The following is a 13,314-nucleotide window of genomic DNA, read 5'->3' on the forward strand; positions in this document are numbered from 1 at the left end:
GGCTAACGGGCAAGGATGTCGTCAAGGTTGTAACTGATGGGACGCTCAAGCTGCTCGTACGTGCACGACTCCGGCGTGCGGTCCGTGCGCCAGCGCCGCCACTGCGCCGTGTGCCGGAACCGGTCACCCTCCATCTGGTCATAGGCCACCTCGATCACCAGTTCGGGCCGGAGCGGGATGAACGACAGGTCCTTCTTGGCGCTCCACCGCGACACCGCGCCCGGCACCCGCTGCCCGCCCGTCGCGGGACCGGCGGCGGGCTGGCCGATGTTGGCCGCCGCCTGCTCGGCCCAGTGGCCCCAGGGGTGCTCGCTCAGGTCCGTGATGTACGGCTTGATCTCCTCGACCAGCTCGGCCCTGCGCGCCATCGGGAACGAGGCCGCCACCCCCACGTGGTGGAGCTTCCCGTCGTCGCCGTAGAGGCCGAGCAGCAGCGAACCTACGATCGGCCCCGTTTTGTGCTCGCGGTAGCCGCAGATCACGACGTCGGCCGTGCGCTCGTGCTTGACCTTGAACATCGTGCGTTTGTCGGGCAGGTAGGGCTGGTCGCCGGGCTTGACGATGATGCCGTCGAGCCCCGCCCCCTCGAACGTCTCGAACCACTCGCCCGCCTGCTCGTCGCTGGTCGTGACGGGCGTCAGCCGGATGGACCCGCCCTTCTCCGGGAAGAGCCCTTCGAGCCGGGCGCGGCGCTCGGAGAACGGCGCCTCCATCAGCGACTCGTCGCCCAGCGCCAGCAGGTCGAAGGCGATGAACTGCGCCGGAGTGCGCTCCGACAACGTCTTCACCCGCGACGCGGCCGGATGGATGCGCTGCGCCAGCGCGTCGAAGTCGAGGTGCGGCCCCATGGGCAGCACGATCTCGCCGTCGACCACGACCTTGTCGGGAAGCTCGGCCCTGACCGCCTCGACCAGTTCGGGGAAGTAGCGGGTGAACGGCCGCTCGTTGCGGCTGCCCAGGTAGACCTCGTCACCGTCGCGGAAGACGATGCACCGGAACCCGTCCCACTTCGGCTCGTAGAACAGCGTGCCGTCCTGCTTGGGCATCGCCTTGACGGGCTTGGCCAGCATGGGCGGCACCGGCGGGCGAACCGGCAGGCCGGGCACCAGCTCGGGAACCTGGTCTTCCGCGGTGGGTTCAGTCATGAACCCTCCTTCGTCGGGCCCATGTTTCCTTGTTTATTGACGACCTCGACAAGCTCGGTCATGAGCTCGGCTCCCTCGTATATCTGCAGAAGAGGACCCCGTCCTCTTCGAGGACCTGGCTGAGATGCAGCCCGACCTGTGCGGGCTCGCCGTTGAGAATGCGCGCCGCGCCGCCCCCGACCAGCATCGGGCTGATCGACTGGCACAGCTCGTCGACCAGGCCGCAGGCGGAGAGCTGGGCGTTGACCCGGGGGCCGCCCTCGCACAGGATGCGGGTCAGCCCCCGATCGTGCAGCGCGGCCACGGCCTGGCGCATGTCGACGCCCTCATCGCCGGCCACGATGAGGTCGGCCCGTTTGGCCGCCTCCTTGCGCCGCTCGTGGGGCGCGCTCTCGCAGGTGATCACGATCGTCCTGCTGGTGGCGTCGGTGAACAGTTCGTCGTCGAGGTCGAAGCCGATGCTGCGGGTGATGACGGCGATGGGCGGGACCTCGGGCCTGCCCGCGCGGATCTCGGCCCACGACTCGCGCGGTTTGACCGGGCCGTACCCCTCCTTGCGCACGGTCGCGGCACCCGCGACGATCACGTCGGACAGCCCGCGCAGGGTCTGGAAGATCCGCCGGTCGCCCGCGCTCGACAGGCCACCTGACCTGCCCTTGAGCCAGGCAGCGCCGTCGGCGCTCGCCACCATGTTGAGCCGTAGCCACGTCCGGCTCTCGGGATAGGCGTAGGCCTGGACGATGTCTGGATTGTCCTGTATGTCGGGATGGATGCGCCGCACTCCTCTACCTTGGCACACCCCACCGACAATCGGCCGCCGGGGGGATTGCGGCAGATAGCACTTTTGCCTATCCCGGGACGGGCTCGCTGCATCGTGCTTACGTGGTCGAAAGGGGAAGGGAGCCGCAGTGGGCCTGGTCACCGCTGTGACGTGGACGATCACCGCGCTCGCCGGAGCGTACCTGTTCCGCCTCTGGCTGTCGGGAGGCGGCCTGCGCCGGGCCAAGGTCACCCGCTACCCGGTCACGCTGGTCCTTTCCCACCCGGCGCTCGCCGTGTCGTCGCTGGTGTGCTGGGCGGCCGGGCTCGCCACGGGGAGCAGGGTGCTGGCCTGGGCGGCCTTCGGCGGGCTGGCGGTGGCGGCGCTGCTGGGGTTCGCGATGTTCACCCGGTGGCTGGGGGCCGGACGGCACGTGATCGGCGGGCGGGGCTTTCCGCTGCTCGCGGTGACGCTCCACGGGCTGGCGGGGGTGGCGACGTTCACGCTGGTGTTCCTGTCGGCCAGCGCGGCCCGCTTCTTCTGAAAACGGCCGTGGCTTCTGGAGCGACGCCCGTGCCTGGTTACTTGGTCTTGCGTGGTTTGCGGAGGACCTGGAGCGAGCGCGCGGTAACGGCCACCAGGTCGCCTTCCTGCCGGATCTCGTCCTCGAACCCCTCCTCCACCATCTCGTGCGTGGTGTCGAGCACCGGCAGCCACCCGCTCCCGAACTCTCCGCCCGGCAGCGTGAACGTCATGCTCTCGTGGTGGGCGTTGATCAGCAGCAGGAACGAGTCGTCCACGATCCGCTCGCCCCGGGGACCGGGCTCGGTGATCGCCTCGCCGTTCAGGTAGACCATCAGGGACTTGGCGTAGCCGATGTGCCAGTCGCCCGCCGTCATCTCCGTGCCGCTGGGGGTCAGCCAGACCAGGTCGCGGTCGCCGTTGTCCGGGTGGCGGCCGTGGAAGAAGCGGCGGCGCTGGAAGACCGGGTGCTCGCGGCGAAGCTTGGCCAGCGACCGGACGAACTCCAGCAGCTCCGACTCCGTGCGCACCATCGACCAGTCGACCCAGGCCAGCTCGTTGTCCTGGCAGTAGGCGTTGTTGTTGCCCCGCTGGGTGCGGCCGATCTCATCGCCGTGGGAGAGCATGGGCACGCCCTGCGAAAGGAAGAGGGTCGTCAGGAGGTTGCGGCGCTGGCGGCGGCGGAGCGTGACGATTTCGGGGTCCTCGACGGGGCCCTCGGCGCCGCAGTTCCATGAGCGGTTGTCGTTGGTGCCGTCGCGGTTGTCCTCGCCGTTGTCCTCGTTGTGCTTGTGGTCGTAGGAGACCAGGTCGGTGAGTGTGAACCCGTCGTGGCAGGTGACGAAGTTGATCGAGGCGACGGGGCGGCGGCCGGAGGATTCGTACAGGTCGGCGGAGCCGGTCAGGCGTGAGGCGAATTCCGGCAGGGCGGAATGGGTGCCCCTCCAGAAATCGCGCACGATATCCCGATATTTGCCGTTCCATTCCGTCCACAATGGCGGGAAATTTCCGACCTGGTACCCGCCCGGACCCACGTCCCACGGTTCGGCGATCAGCTTGACCTGCGAGATCACCGGATCCTGCTGGATGAGGTCGAAGAACGCGCTCAGCCGGTCGACGTCGTGCAGCTCCCTGGCCAGCGCCGAGGCCAGGTCGAACCGGAACCCGTCGACGTGCATGTCCAGCACCCAGTAACGCAGCGAGTCCATGATCAACTGCAGCGCGTGGGGCGAGCGCACATTCAGGGAGTTGCCGCACCCGGTGTAGTCGAGGTAGTAGCGCCGGTCGCCGTCGTGCAGCCGGTAGTAGGCGGAATTGTCGATGCCGCGAAAGCCCAGCGTGGGCCCCATGTGGTCGCCCTCGGCCGTGTGGTTGTAGACCACGTCGAGGATGACCTCGATGCCGGCCTCGTGCAGCGCCCGCACCATCGCCTTGAACTCCAGCACCTGCTGCCCCCGCGTCCCCGCGCTGGAGTAGCGGCCGTGGGGCGCCAGGTAGGCCATGGTGTTGTAGCCCCAGTAGTTGGTCAGCCCCCTGGCCACCAGGAAGTGCTCGGGCATGTAGTGGTGCACCGGCATGAGCTCGACCGCCGTCACGCCGAGTGACAGCAGGTGCTCGATGATCGCCGGATGGCCCACGCCCGCGTACGTGCCCCGCAGGTCGGCCGGCACGTCGGGGTGGCGCATGGTGAGCCCGCGCACATGGGCCTCGTAGATCACGGTCTGGTGGTACGGCGTGCGCGGCGGCCGGTCGTTGCCCCACTCGAAGAACGGGTTGACGACCACGTTCTTCGGCATGAAGGGCGCGCTGTCGTCGGTGTTGCCCCTGGAGGGATCGGTGAAGTGGTAGGGGAACAGCGCCTCGTTCCAGGTCAGCTCGCCGTCGATGGCCTTGGCGTACGGATCGAGCAGCAGCTTGGCCGGGTTGCACCGATGGCCCTGGGAGGGCTCGTAAGGGCCGTGGACGCGGTAGCCGTAGCGCTGGCCCGGCTGGATGCCCGGCAGGTAGCCGTGCCAGACGAACCCGTCGACCTCGGGCAGATCGACCCGCTCCTCGGTGCCGTCGTCATGGAACAGGCACAGCTCGACCCGCTCGGCGACCTCGGAGAACACCGAAAAACTGGTGCCCACGCCATCCCAGGTGCCGCCGAGTGGATAGGGCTCGCCCGGCCAGACCTCACGCATGTGACCCAATTGTCGCACGCGGCAAGCGCTCCGGGTCTCTCAATGGCCCGATCGCCGCGGCGAGGTTCGGAACGACGATCAGAGGAGCTCGGCGTTGAGCGAGATCGTGGTGCCCGTCAGGGCCTTGCTGACCGGGCAGTTGGCCTTGGCCGTCTCGGCGGCCTCCTGGAACTGCTCGGCCGTGATGCCGGGAACGTGGCCCTTGACCGTGAGCACGATGCCCGTGATGCCCTCACCCGGCTGGAACGTCACGTCGGCGCTGGTCTGCAGCGACTCGGGCGGCGTGCCGGCCCCGGCCAGACCGTGGGAGAGCGCCATCGAGAAGCAGGAGGAGTGGGCGGCCGCGATGAGCTCTTCCGGGCTGGTCTTGCCGTTGGCCGCCTCGGCCCTGGAGGGCCAGGAGACCTCGAACGTGCCCACGCCCGAGGTGTCGAGCGACACGGTGCCGGAACCGTCGAGCAGGGCGCCCTTCCACTGCGTGGTGGCGGTGCGAGTCGTGGCCATGACGGTGTGCTCCATCCGTTGACGGTTTACGCGGCGGACAAGTAGTTCTCCGACCTTATCGCGAGCCGGCAAAGTCCCCGTCGGCCGGTCATCCGTCTCTACTTTTCCAACGAATAGTGACATGCTCGGGTCGCGGCGCACTCGCCGCCTTGGTCCGTATTTACACGGGAGTGTGGTGCCAGTGGAGGCACCGTACGACGACCGCCTGCTCCATCAGCGGGTGGTCGGCGGCGACGAGTCCGCGCTGGGGGAGGTCTACGATCGGCTCTCCTCGCTGATCTTCGGCCTCTCCCTGCGGGTCACCAGGGACCGTGTGATCGCCGAGGACATCACCCAGGAAGTCTTCCTGGTCTTCTGGGACAGGCCGCTGGCCTACGACCCGGAACGCGGCACGTTACGCGCGTGGCTGGCCACGATCGCGCACCGCCGCGCGGTCGATCACGTGCGCGCCGAGGAACGCCGGCGCGTTTCCGCGCTGGGGCCCCGGCTGTTCGAGCGCGAGCCTGTGAGACTGGAGGACACCGTGCTCGCCGCCGACGAGGCCCAGCGGGTGCGGCAGGCGGTGACGGCGCTGCCCGACGGCCTGCGGCAGGCGGTGGAGCTGGCCTACTTCGGCGGCCGGACCTACCGTCAGGTCGGCGAGGAGCTCGGCGTGCCCGAGGGCACGGCCAAGTCGCGCATCCGGCTGGCGCTGCGGCGCCTGGCGGACGCGCTTGCGGAGGAAGAGGTGTGATGGACCCCGTCGAGCGTCTCTATCTGGACGCGATGATGGAGGACCCGCAGGTGCCGGTCGGCTCACTGCGGCCCCAGCTCCTGGCCGGGGCCAGGGCGCGGCGCAGGCCCGCGGCTCCGACCGCGTCATGGGCCGAACCGTACGCCGGCCGCGTCGCGGCCATGGACGCCCTGCTGGCCTCGGCCGCGGACGACGACTGGTCGCGCGTGATCGTCGAGGGCTGGACCCTCCAGGAGCTCGTCGCCCACCTGACCGCCAAGGACGGCATCCTCGCGGCCTCCGTCGGCGCCCCCGTGCTCGGCCCGCCCATCGGCACGGTCGACTCGCTGGAGCGCACGCACGAGGTCCAGGCCTACGAGCGGACCCGCAGCCCCGAACAGACCCGCAGAGACTGGCGGGCCCAGGCCGACGCCCTCTGCCGCCACCTGGCCGAGCTGCCGCCCACGACGCCGGCCACCCTGGACGGCCTGGACACGGTCGTGAGGGACCACATCCTCGCCAGGGGCCTGGAGACCTGGGTCCACGCCGACGACGCCGCCAGAACGGCCCGGATGCGCCTGCCCGCCCCGATCCCCGACCACATCCGTCCCACCGCCGACCTGTGCGCCCGCCTGCTGCCCTGGACGATGCTCTTCTCGGGCATGGACGGCTCCGGCCGCACCCTCCACCTCACGCTGACCGGCGACGGCGGGGGCGAGTGGCGCCTCCCCCTGGGCGTGGAGGAGACCGAGCCGGGCACGCCTGACGCCCGCATCGTCGCGGACGTGGTGCGCTTCTGCTTCCTGCTGGGCGGCAGGGGAGACCCCGGCGACTTCCCCGCCGAACTCGACGGAGACCTTGGCCTGGCCAGAGACGTGCTGGTCGCGGCCCCCGCGTTGTCCGGCCCTTAGGCGATGACGACGTGCCACGGCGCAGGCGGCCATTGACAGGCTGAAGGCGGCGCGGCGGGCAAAACGAGGGCCAAATCCTTGGTCGACAGCTCCTTACGTGAAGACCAGGGATTTGACAGGTTGTGAGGATTCACGGGGTTAAATGCGATTCTACGCGTGGGTACGTCAGGTTCAGTTCGGCCGCCTGCCGAAAATGGCTGCCGGATATCGGGTCAACTACCCATGAAACGGAACGAATGCACGTGAAAACAGAAACTCGGCATCCACGTCAAAAGCGCGTCGCCATGCTGGCGCTGGCGGGAGCGGCTGCCAGCCTCATGATCCTTCCGATGGGCCAGGGAGTGGCCGGGGCGAGCGCAGGCGCTTCCGACCTCCAGGTCGGCGTCGGGTCCGTCGCCCGCGGGAAGCCCCCGGCGCGCTGTGGCTGGCGTCGCTGCGGTTGGTGGGAGCCGCGCTCGCGGGGCGCTAAGCACAAGCGCAACGGCGACCTGTTCGAGCGCCGCCTCTTCAAGCGCGAGAAGCCGCGTCGTCTTCATGAGGAGCGCTTCGGGCGCACGAAGCCGGTTGAGCCGGTCAAGAGGCCTCCGGTCAAGGAAGAAAAGGACGAGATGCTCGAAAGGGACTTCAGAGACTTCAAGGACTTCGAGCGGGAAAGCGACTGGGACTGGATGGTCGGCAGCCGCGACAAGAACGACTGGTGGTGGCCGTTGTAATCACCTTGGCCATAAACAAATGCCGTGGCCGGTCAATCGGCCACGGCATTTGTCGGTTTTAGCGGTATTACTCCGTGACCAGGCCTCTGACGTCCTCGTCGTCGGCTTCCGCCAGTACCCGTTCCCGGCCCTGCGCGGCCCGCTCGTCGCCTCGGGCGGCGAGACCGCGCGTGGCCTCCGCCACCGTGCGCAGGTCCGCGTCCGTGAGCCGGTCCGCCAGCGCCTGCCTGATCTCCGGCGTGTCGGCCGACAGCCCGGCCAGCCCGGCGGTGGCCCAGTCGCGGACCTCGGTCTCCTCGTCGCGGGACATCCCGATCAGCAGCGCCAGCCCCTCCTCGTGGTCGGGCGGCAGCACGTCGGCCAGCGCGATGGCGTCCGTCATCGTGCGCTTGTGCCCGGGACGTTCGATCATGTCCAGCACGTAGGGCAGCGCCCGAGGGTCGCCCTGGTGGCCGAGCGCGGACAGGACCGAGCGCAGCACCTGCGGGTTGCTCTCGGTGGTGACCATCTTCTGCAGCAGCGGCAGCGTCCGCTCCAGGTAGGGCTTCTCACCCTCCGCGAACCCGAACTGGGCGATCGCGTCCACCCCGAACTCCCGCTCCCTGGCATCCTCACTCACGCACAGCCGGGCCAGCGCCTCGTAGGTCTCCTCGTCGGCCCGCTTGCCCAGCGCGTCGGCCACGATCCACCAGGTCTCGGCGTCGGCGTCGATGTCGCGATGCGCCACGGCCCGTGCCACGAGCCGCTCCGCCGGCGTGTAGACGCCCGCCGCGTCCTCCAGAAGGGTCGCGATGGCCGCGTGGCCGCGCTGCGCCTGCACCTGCTCGGTCTCTGAGCCGTCGGCCGAGCGGCCGGTCACCGTGACCAGCTCGGTGCCGTCGTGGGCGTGCTGGCGGACCACGACGTACTCCCAGCCCTCCTGCTCGACCTGATCGAGCAGGGCGCTCTCCAGGTGCACGCCCACCCAGTCGACGGCGATCTCCAGCGGCGTGTCGCCGTCGCCGTCGTACTTCTCGGGGGCGGCCCCCGCCTCGAGCAGGACCTGCACCACGCCCAGCGCGCCGCGCCTGGCGGCCAGCGTGAGCGGGGTGTCGCCGACGTCGTTGGTCACGTCGACCTCGGCGCCCGCCCCGACCAGCACCCTGGCCGTGTGGTCGCTGCCGTTGGCGGCGGCCCAGAGCAGCGCCGTCCAGCCGCCGTCCTCGCGCCCGTCGACCTCGGCGCCGGCCTCCAGCAGAACGGTCGCGACCTCCTCGCGATCCCGGGCGGCGGCCGCGCACAGCGGCAGGCCGCCGTCCTCGCCCTCGCTGGCCTTGTCGGGGTCGGCGCCACTGGCGAGCAGCCTGCCCACGGTCTCGGTCTCGCCGTCCAACGCCGCGCGGTAGAGCTGTTCCTCATGCATGACACGGACCCTAGCTTGGTCTGGCCGCGCCCCGGACCAAGCCAGGGCCCCGTGTCATGGCGTAGTACGCGCCCCGCCCCCCGTCAGGTTCAAACCTCGTGGTTCGACGTATGTATGGGTTTCCTCCCTAGGGAGGAGCTTCAAGCGCGGCAAGACGCGATATGTTGCGAGTATGACTGATCCCGGTGACGTCCGCGCGTCGGACGCCGAGCGCGAGGCCGTCGTCGAGCAGCTCCGTGTCGCCTCGGTGGAGGGCAGGCTCACGCTCGCCGAGCTGACCGACCGCACCGAGGCCGCCTACACCGCCACCACGCACGCGGAGCTGGCCCTGCTCACCCAGGACCTGCCCACGGGCGCCCCCGCGCCCGCTCCCGCCCCTGCGGCGCGCGAGGGCAAGAAGCGGCGCTGGTTCGTGGGCGTCATGGGCGACTCCAAACGGCGCGGCAAGTGGCGGATCGACCAGGAGCTCGGCGCGGTCGCGGTGATGGGCGACGTGGTGCTCGACCTGCGCGAGGCCGAGGTGCGTACGGACATGGTGGATATCACGGCCGTGTCCGTCATGGGCGATGTGAAGATCATCGTGCCCGACGGCGTGAACGTGGACCTCGATGGCATGGCCATCATGGGCGACAAGAAGGTCGACGTGCTGGAGGCGGCTCCCGGCATGAACGTGCCCGTCGTGCGGGTGCGCGCGTACGCGGTGATGGGCGACGTCAAGATCGTCGGCGACTCGCAGGCGCAACCCCTGCAACGCGGGTTCGCGGCCTGGCGGGAGCACTGGCGGCGCATGCACGGCGACGACTGGCGCGCCCTTGGCCGCCGCCTCCGCGCGGAGAGCCGCGAACTGGGCCGCCAGATCCGCGACGAGCACCGTGACGTGGACCGCCAGATCCGCGACGTGCACCGTGAGGTGAACCATCAGCTTCGCGACATGCACCGTGACGTGGGCCGCCAGCTCCGTGGCGAGCGCCGCGACGACCGGGACGACCTGCGCCGCGGTTACTGACCCGCCGCACGCCCGCCAAGCCTGCGGCGAGCCCTTTGTTCAGCCGACGAGTGACACCGGCTGTCGCTGGGCGGCCTCGTAACGTTCCAGCAGGACGTTCGCCAGTTCGGGTGCGGGACCGAGGACGTCGGCCACGACGGCCGCCCCTGCCGCCAGCGCGGCCCGGCGCACCTTGTCGGCGAAGTAGCCCGGTGCCAGCAGGTACGGCGCGACGACCACCCGCGGCGCGCCCGCCCGCAGCAGCGCGGCGACCGCCTCCTCGGGAGCCGGCGCGGCGGCCGACGCGTACGCCGCCGTCACCGTCCACCAGCCGGACCGCCGCCACGTCCGCGCCAGCCCGGAGACCACCGCGTTGGCCCTGGCGTCGCTCGAACCCGCCGACACCAGCACCACCGCGGTATCGGGATCGCCGGGCCGCACGCCCGCCTCGGCCAGCCGCCGCTCCAGCGCGGCCAGGAGCAGCGGATGCGGCCCCAAAGTGCTGCCGTAGTGGACGCGCAGCCGAGGCTCGCGCGCCCGTACCTCGTTCAGCGCCGCCGGCAGGTCAACCCGGCTGTGATATGCCTCGGTGAGCAGCAGCGGCAGCACCACGGCCTCCTCAAGGCCGCACAGGGCCTGCCCGAGCGTGGGCGCGCAGTGGTCCAGGTAGGCCACACGGACGTCCAGCGGCACCTGGTCGAGCAGCGCGGCCACGGTGGCGGCGGCGCGCGGATCTTTCGACCCGTGCGCCACCGCCACCAGTGGCACGCGGCCGGGGGCCGTCCCGCCTGCCAACGGGACGGGTCCCCTGCTGGGGATCACAGGTGAATGCCGCATTCGACCTTCCCCAGGCCCGCCCAGCGACCGCTGCGCGGATCCTCTCCCTCCGCGACCTGCCGCGTGCACGGCGCGCAGCCGATCGAGGGGTAGTTGTCGTAGTGCAACGGGTTGATCAGTACCCCGTTGTCGGAGATGTAGTTGTCGACGTCCTCCTGGGTCCAGCCCGCGATCGGGTTGACCTTGACCATCTGCCGCTTGGCGTCCCACTCGACGGCCTTGGTGCCGGTCCGGCTGGGCGACTCGTCGCGGCGGATGCCGGAGATCCACGCCAGGTACGGCTCCAGCGCCCGGTTCAGCGGCTCCACCTTGCGCAGGTAGCAGCACAGGTCGGGGTTGCGGCCGAACAGGCGCGGCCCGAGGTCGCGATTCTGCTCCTCGACCGTCCGCGACGGCTTGATGTCGATCACGTTGACGTCATAGACCTGCCGCACCGCGTCCCTCGTGCCGATCGTCTCGGCGAAGTGGTAGCCGGTGTCGATGAACAACACGTCCACGCCGGGTTTGACCCTGCTCACCAGGTCGATGAGGAGCGCGTCGCTCATCGAGGAGGTCAGGCACAGCCGGTCGCCGAACGTCGCCGCCGCCCACCGGATGATCTCGCGGGCGGGGGCGCCCTCCAGGAAGGTCGCGGCGGATTCGACGATGTCCTGCAGGTCCAGCGCTCCGCCCTGCTGTTTCAGACCGACCTCGATGTCCACCAGCGTCATATCTTCACTCCGATTCCCAGGAATTTCAGCTTGAAGGCGCGGGCGCAGGCGCGGCAGTACCAACTGCCGTCGCCTTCGGTGTACGGCTCCAGGTCCTCGTCTGCGCAGTAGGGGCAGTGGAAGGGGACCGCTCGTGTCGTCATTTCAGGTCCGCCTCGTCGGCCCGTTGCACCCAGTCGGCGAACGATTCGCCTTCCTTCTTCTGGGTGTCGTAGTTGGTCACGACGCGTGCCACGTAGTCGGGCAGCGCCTTGGCGGTGGTCTTGAGGCCGCGGACCTTGCGTCCGAAGCCGGACTCGACGCCCAGCGAGCCGCCCAGGTGGATCTGGAAGCCCTCGACCTGCTCGCCGTTCTCGTCCACGACGAGCTGGCCCTTGAGGCCGATGTCGGCGACCTGGATGCGGGCGCAGGAGTTGGGGCAGCCGTTGACGTTGATGGTCAGCGGCTCGTTGAAGTCGGGCAGGCGCCGTTCGAGCTCGTCGATGAGCTGCGCGGCGCTGGCCTTGGTCTCGACGATGGCCAGCTTGCAGTACTCGATGCCGGTGCAGGCCATGGTCTGGCGGCGGAACGTGGACGGCTTGACCTGCAGGTCGTTGGCCTCCAATTCGGCCACGATCGAGTCGACCCGGTCGGGGGCGACGTCGAGGACGACCATCTTCTGCTCGACGGTCGTGCGGACGCGGCCGGAGCCGTGCCGCTCGGCGATGTCGGCGATCAGGTGCAGCTTGTCGCCGTCGAGCCGGCCCACCTTCGGCGCGAAGCCGACGTAGAAGTTGCCGTCCTTCTGCGGGAAGACGCCGACGTGGTCGCGGCGGCTGCCGCGCGGCTGCTCGGGCGCGGGCCCGTCGGGCAGCGCCTCCTTGAGGTACTCGGTCTCCAGGATCTCGCGGAACTTCTCCGGCCCCCAGTCGTTGACCAGGAACTTGATGCGGGCGCGGTGCCGCAGCCGCCGGTATCCGTAATCACGAAAAATCCCGACGACACCCTCGAACGCGTCGGTCACCTTCTCCGGCCGCACGAACACCCCGAGCCGCTTGCCCAGCATCGGGTTCGTCGACAGCCCACCGCCGACCCACAGGTCGTAACCGATCTCGCCCCGCTCGTTGACGACGCCGACGAAGGCCACGTCGTTGATCTCGTGCACCGTGCAGTGCGCCGGGCAGCCGCTCAGCGCCGACTTGAACTTCCTCGGCAGGTTGGAGTACTCCGGGTTGCCCACGATGCGCTCCTGAACCTGGTGGATCTGCGCGGTGGCGTCGAGGACCTCCTCGGAGTCGATCCCGGCCAGCGGACAGCCCAAGATCACTCGCGGGGTGTCGCCGCACGCCTCGGTCGTGGACAGGCCCACGGCCTCCAGCCGCTCCCAGATGTCGGGCACCGACTCGATCTCGATCCAGTGGATCTGGATGTTCTGGCGGTCGGTCAGGTCGGCGGTGCCGCGGCCGTACTCGTTGGCGATGTCGGCGATCACCCGGAGCTGGGCCAGGCTGAGCTGGCCGCCGTCGATGCGCACCCGCAGCATGAAGTAGCGGTCGTCGAGCTCCTCCGGCTCCAGGATCGCCGTCTTGCCGCCGTCGATGCCGGGCTTGCGCTGGGTGTAGAGGCCGTACCAGCGCATGCGTCCACGCAGGTCGGCGGGGTCGATGGAGTCGAAGCCCCGCTTGGAGTAGATGTCGATGATGCGCTGGCGGACGTTGAGGCCGTCGTCGTTCTTCTTGTTCTCTTCGTTCTTGTTGAGCGGCTCACGGTAACCGAGAGCCCACTGGCCTTCGCCGCGCGGGCGTTTGTGGTGTCGACTGGCGGGAGTGCGGCTGGCAGGGGTGCTCATTGCGCGTCCTTCGGTTCATGGGCGCGCGCACACTTCCTCCGGCCTCGTCATCGAGGGGCAGGGGTGTGGAGGAGATTTCGCGACGCGCTCAGCGGCAGAAAC

General features: G+C 69.6%; 14 protein-coding genes. 5 read left to right on the top strand and 9 right to left on the bottom strand.

What is annotated here, in order from left to right; genetic code table 11:
* Positions 1-2: 2 nt before the first annotated feature.
* Positions 3-1,145 (bottom strand): ATP-dependent DNA ligase, encoded by a 1,143-nt coding sequence (locus tag ACFOY2_RS20885; RefSeq protein ID WP_379529728.1) that lies wholly within the window; start codon positions 1,143-1,145, stop codon positions 3-5.
* A 58-nt stretch (positions 1,146-1,203) separates the two neighbouring features.
* Positions 1,204-1,926 (bottom strand): pyrimidine reductase family protein, encoded by a 723-nt coding sequence (locus ACFOY2_RS20890; protein WP_379529729.1) that lies wholly within the window; start codon positions 1,924-1,926, stop codon positions 1,204-1,206.
* A 127-nt stretch (positions 1,927-2,053) separates the two neighbouring features.
* Between ACFOY2_RS20890 and ACFOY2_RS20895 the strand changes: the two genes are divergently transcribed.
* A complete protein-coding gene (locus tag ACFOY2_RS20895; RefSeq protein WP_379529730.1) occupies positions 2,054-2,449 on the top strand; it encodes a hypothetical protein in 396 nt (131 codons plus the stop codon).
* Positions 2,450-2,486: 37 nt separating this feature from the next.
* Here the strand turns inward: ACFOY2_RS20895 and glgX are convergent, their stop codons facing one another.
* On the bottom strand, positions 2,487-4,610 hold the full coding sequence (glgX, locus tag ACFOY2_RS20900; protein ID WP_379529731.1) for a glycogen debranching protein GlgX: 2,124 nt from the start codon (positions 4,608-4,610) through the stop codon (positions 2,487-2,489).
* Between the two features lie 78 nt (positions 4,611-4,688).
* Complete coding sequence (locus ACFOY2_RS20905) at positions 4,689-5,114, bottom strand: OsmC family protein (RefSeq protein ID WP_379529732.1); 426 nt, start codon at positions 5,112-5,114, stop codon at positions 4,689-4,691.
* 175 nt (positions 5,115-5,289) lie between these two features.
* Between ACFOY2_RS20905 and ACFOY2_RS20910 the strand changes: the two genes are divergently transcribed.
* The 3 genes from ACFOY2_RS20910 to ACFOY2_RS20920 all read left to right on the top strand — a co-directional run bounded on the left by ACFOY2_RS20910 (position 5,290) and on the right by ACFOY2_RS20920 (position 7,450).
* Positions 5,290-5,847, top strand: coding sequence for a sigma-70 family RNA polymerase sigma factor (locus tag ACFOY2_RS20910; RefSeq protein WP_379529733.1), 558 nt, complete (start codon positions 5,290-5,292; stop codon positions 5,845-5,847).
* On the top strand, positions 5,847-6,737 hold the full coding sequence (locus ACFOY2_RS20915) for a maleylpyruvate isomerase family mycothiol-dependent enzyme (protein ID WP_379529734.1): 891 nt from the start codon (positions 5,847-5,849) through the stop codon (positions 6,735-6,737). Before ACFOY2_RS20910 ends, ACFOY2_RS20915 begins: the two co-directional genes overlap by 1 nt.
* Before the next feature lie 284 nt (positions 6,738-7,021).
* Complete coding sequence (locus ACFOY2_RS20920) at positions 7,022-7,450, top strand: hypothetical protein (protein WP_379529735.1); 429 nt, start codon at positions 7,022-7,024, stop codon at positions 7,448-7,450.
* A 67-nt stretch (positions 7,451-7,517) separates the two neighbouring features.
* Here ACFOY2_RS20920 and ACFOY2_RS20925 read toward each other — a convergent pair whose 3' ends face one another.
* Positions 7,518-8,852: an ankyrin repeat domain-containing protein gene (locus ACFOY2_RS20925; RefSeq protein WP_379529736.1), complete on the bottom strand. Its 1,335-nt coding sequence runs from the start codon at positions 8,850-8,852 to the stop codon at positions 7,518-7,520.
* A 172-nt stretch (positions 8,853-9,024) separates the two neighbouring features.
* On the opposite strand from ACFOY2_RS20925, the gene ACFOY2_RS20930 reads away from it, so the two are divergent.
* Positions 9,025-9,858 carry a DUF1707 SHOCT-like domain-containing protein gene (locus tag ACFOY2_RS20930; RefSeq protein WP_379529737.1) on the top strand — a complete coding sequence of 278 codons (834 nt, stop codon included), beginning with the start codon at positions 9,025-9,027 and terminating at the stop codon, positions 9,856-9,858.
* A gap of 39 nt (positions 9,859-9,897) precedes the next feature.
* On the opposite strand, the gene ACFOY2_RS20935 is transcribed toward ACFOY2_RS20930, so the two are convergent.
* The 4 genes from ACFOY2_RS20935 to ACFOY2_RS20950 are packed head-to-tail and all read right to left on the bottom strand — an operon-like array spanning position 9,898 to position 13,212.
* Positions 9,898-10,674 carry a sirohydrochlorin chelatase gene (locus tag ACFOY2_RS20935; RefSeq protein WP_379529738.1) on the bottom strand — a complete coding sequence of 259 codons (777 nt, stop codon included), beginning with the start codon at positions 10,672-10,674 and terminating at the stop codon, positions 9,898-9,900.
* Positions 10,656-11,384 carry a phosphoadenylyl-sulfate reductase gene (locus ACFOY2_RS20940; protein ID WP_379529739.1) on the bottom strand — a complete coding sequence of 243 codons (729 nt, stop codon included), beginning with the start codon at positions 11,382-11,384 and terminating at the stop codon, positions 10,656-10,658. The genes ACFOY2_RS20935 and ACFOY2_RS20940 overlap by 19 nt, the downstream gene beginning before the upstream one ends.
* Positions 11,381-11,527: an Insertion element protein gene (locus ACFOY2_RS20945; protein WP_379529740.1), complete on the bottom strand. Its 147-nt coding sequence runs from the start codon at positions 11,525-11,527 to the stop codon at positions 11,381-11,383. Before ACFOY2_RS20945 ends, ACFOY2_RS20940 begins: the two co-directional genes overlap by 4 nt.
* Entirely contained in the window at positions 11,524-13,212 is a 1,689-nt protein-coding gene (locus ACFOY2_RS20950; RefSeq protein WP_379529741.1) for a nitrite/sulfite reductase, read from the bottom strand. Before ACFOY2_RS20950 ends, ACFOY2_RS20945 begins: the two co-directional genes overlap by 4 nt.
* Between the last annotated feature and the right edge of the window lie 102 nt (positions 13,213-13,314).

The organism is Nonomuraea purpurea, from assembly GCF_042650645.1.
GTDB classification, from domain to species: domain Bacteria; phylum Actinomycetota; class Actinomycetes; order Streptosporangiales; family Streptosporangiaceae; genus Nonomuraea; species Nonomuraea purpurea.

Excerpts from the sequence above, each read along its gene's own strand:
- glgX (WP_379529731.1), bottom strand. The coding sequence starts at position 4,610 with ATGCGTGAGGTCTGGCCGGGCGAGCCCTATCCACTCGGCGGCACCTGG.
- ACFOY2_RS20930 (WP_379529737.1), top strand. The coding sequence starts at position 9,025 with ATGACTGATCCCGGTGACGTCCGCGCGTCGGACGCCGAGCGCGAGGCC.
- ACFOY2_RS20905 (WP_379529732.1), bottom strand. The coding sequence starts at position 5,114 with ATGGCCACGACTCGCACCGCCACCACGCAGTGGAAGGGCGCCCTGCTC.
- ACFOY2_RS20925 (WP_379529736.1), bottom strand. The coding sequence starts at position 8,852 with ATGCATGAGGAACAGCTCTACCGCGCGGCGTTGGACGGCGAGACCGAG.
- ACFOY2_RS20935 (WP_379529738.1), bottom strand. The coding sequence starts at position 10,674 with ATGCGGCATTCACCTGTGATCCCCAGCAGGGGACCCGTCCCGTTGGCA.
- ACFOY2_RS20920 (WP_379529735.1), top strand. The coding sequence starts at position 7,022 with ATGCTGGCGCTGGCGGGAGCGGCTGCCAGCCTCATGATCCTTCCGATG.
- ACFOY2_RS20940 (WP_379529739.1), bottom strand. The coding sequence starts at position 11,384 with ATGACGCTGGTGGACATCGAGGTCGGTCTGAAACAGCAGGGCGGAGCG.
- ACFOY2_RS20885 (WP_379529728.1), bottom strand. The coding sequence starts at position 1,145 with ATGACTGAACCCACCGCGGAAGACCAGGTTCCCGAGCTGGTGCCCGGC.
- ACFOY2_RS20945 (WP_379529740.1), bottom strand. The coding sequence starts at position 11,527 with ATGACGACACGAGCGGTCCCCTTCCACTGCCCCTACTGCGCAGACGAG.
- ACFOY2_RS20950 (WP_379529741.1), bottom strand. The coding sequence starts at position 13,212 with ATGAGCACCCCTGCCAGCCGCACTCCCGCCAGTCGACACCACAAACGC.
- ACFOY2_RS20915 (WP_379529734.1), top strand. The coding sequence starts at position 5,847 with ATGGACCCCGTCGAGCGTCTCTATCTGGACGCGATGATGGAGGACCCG.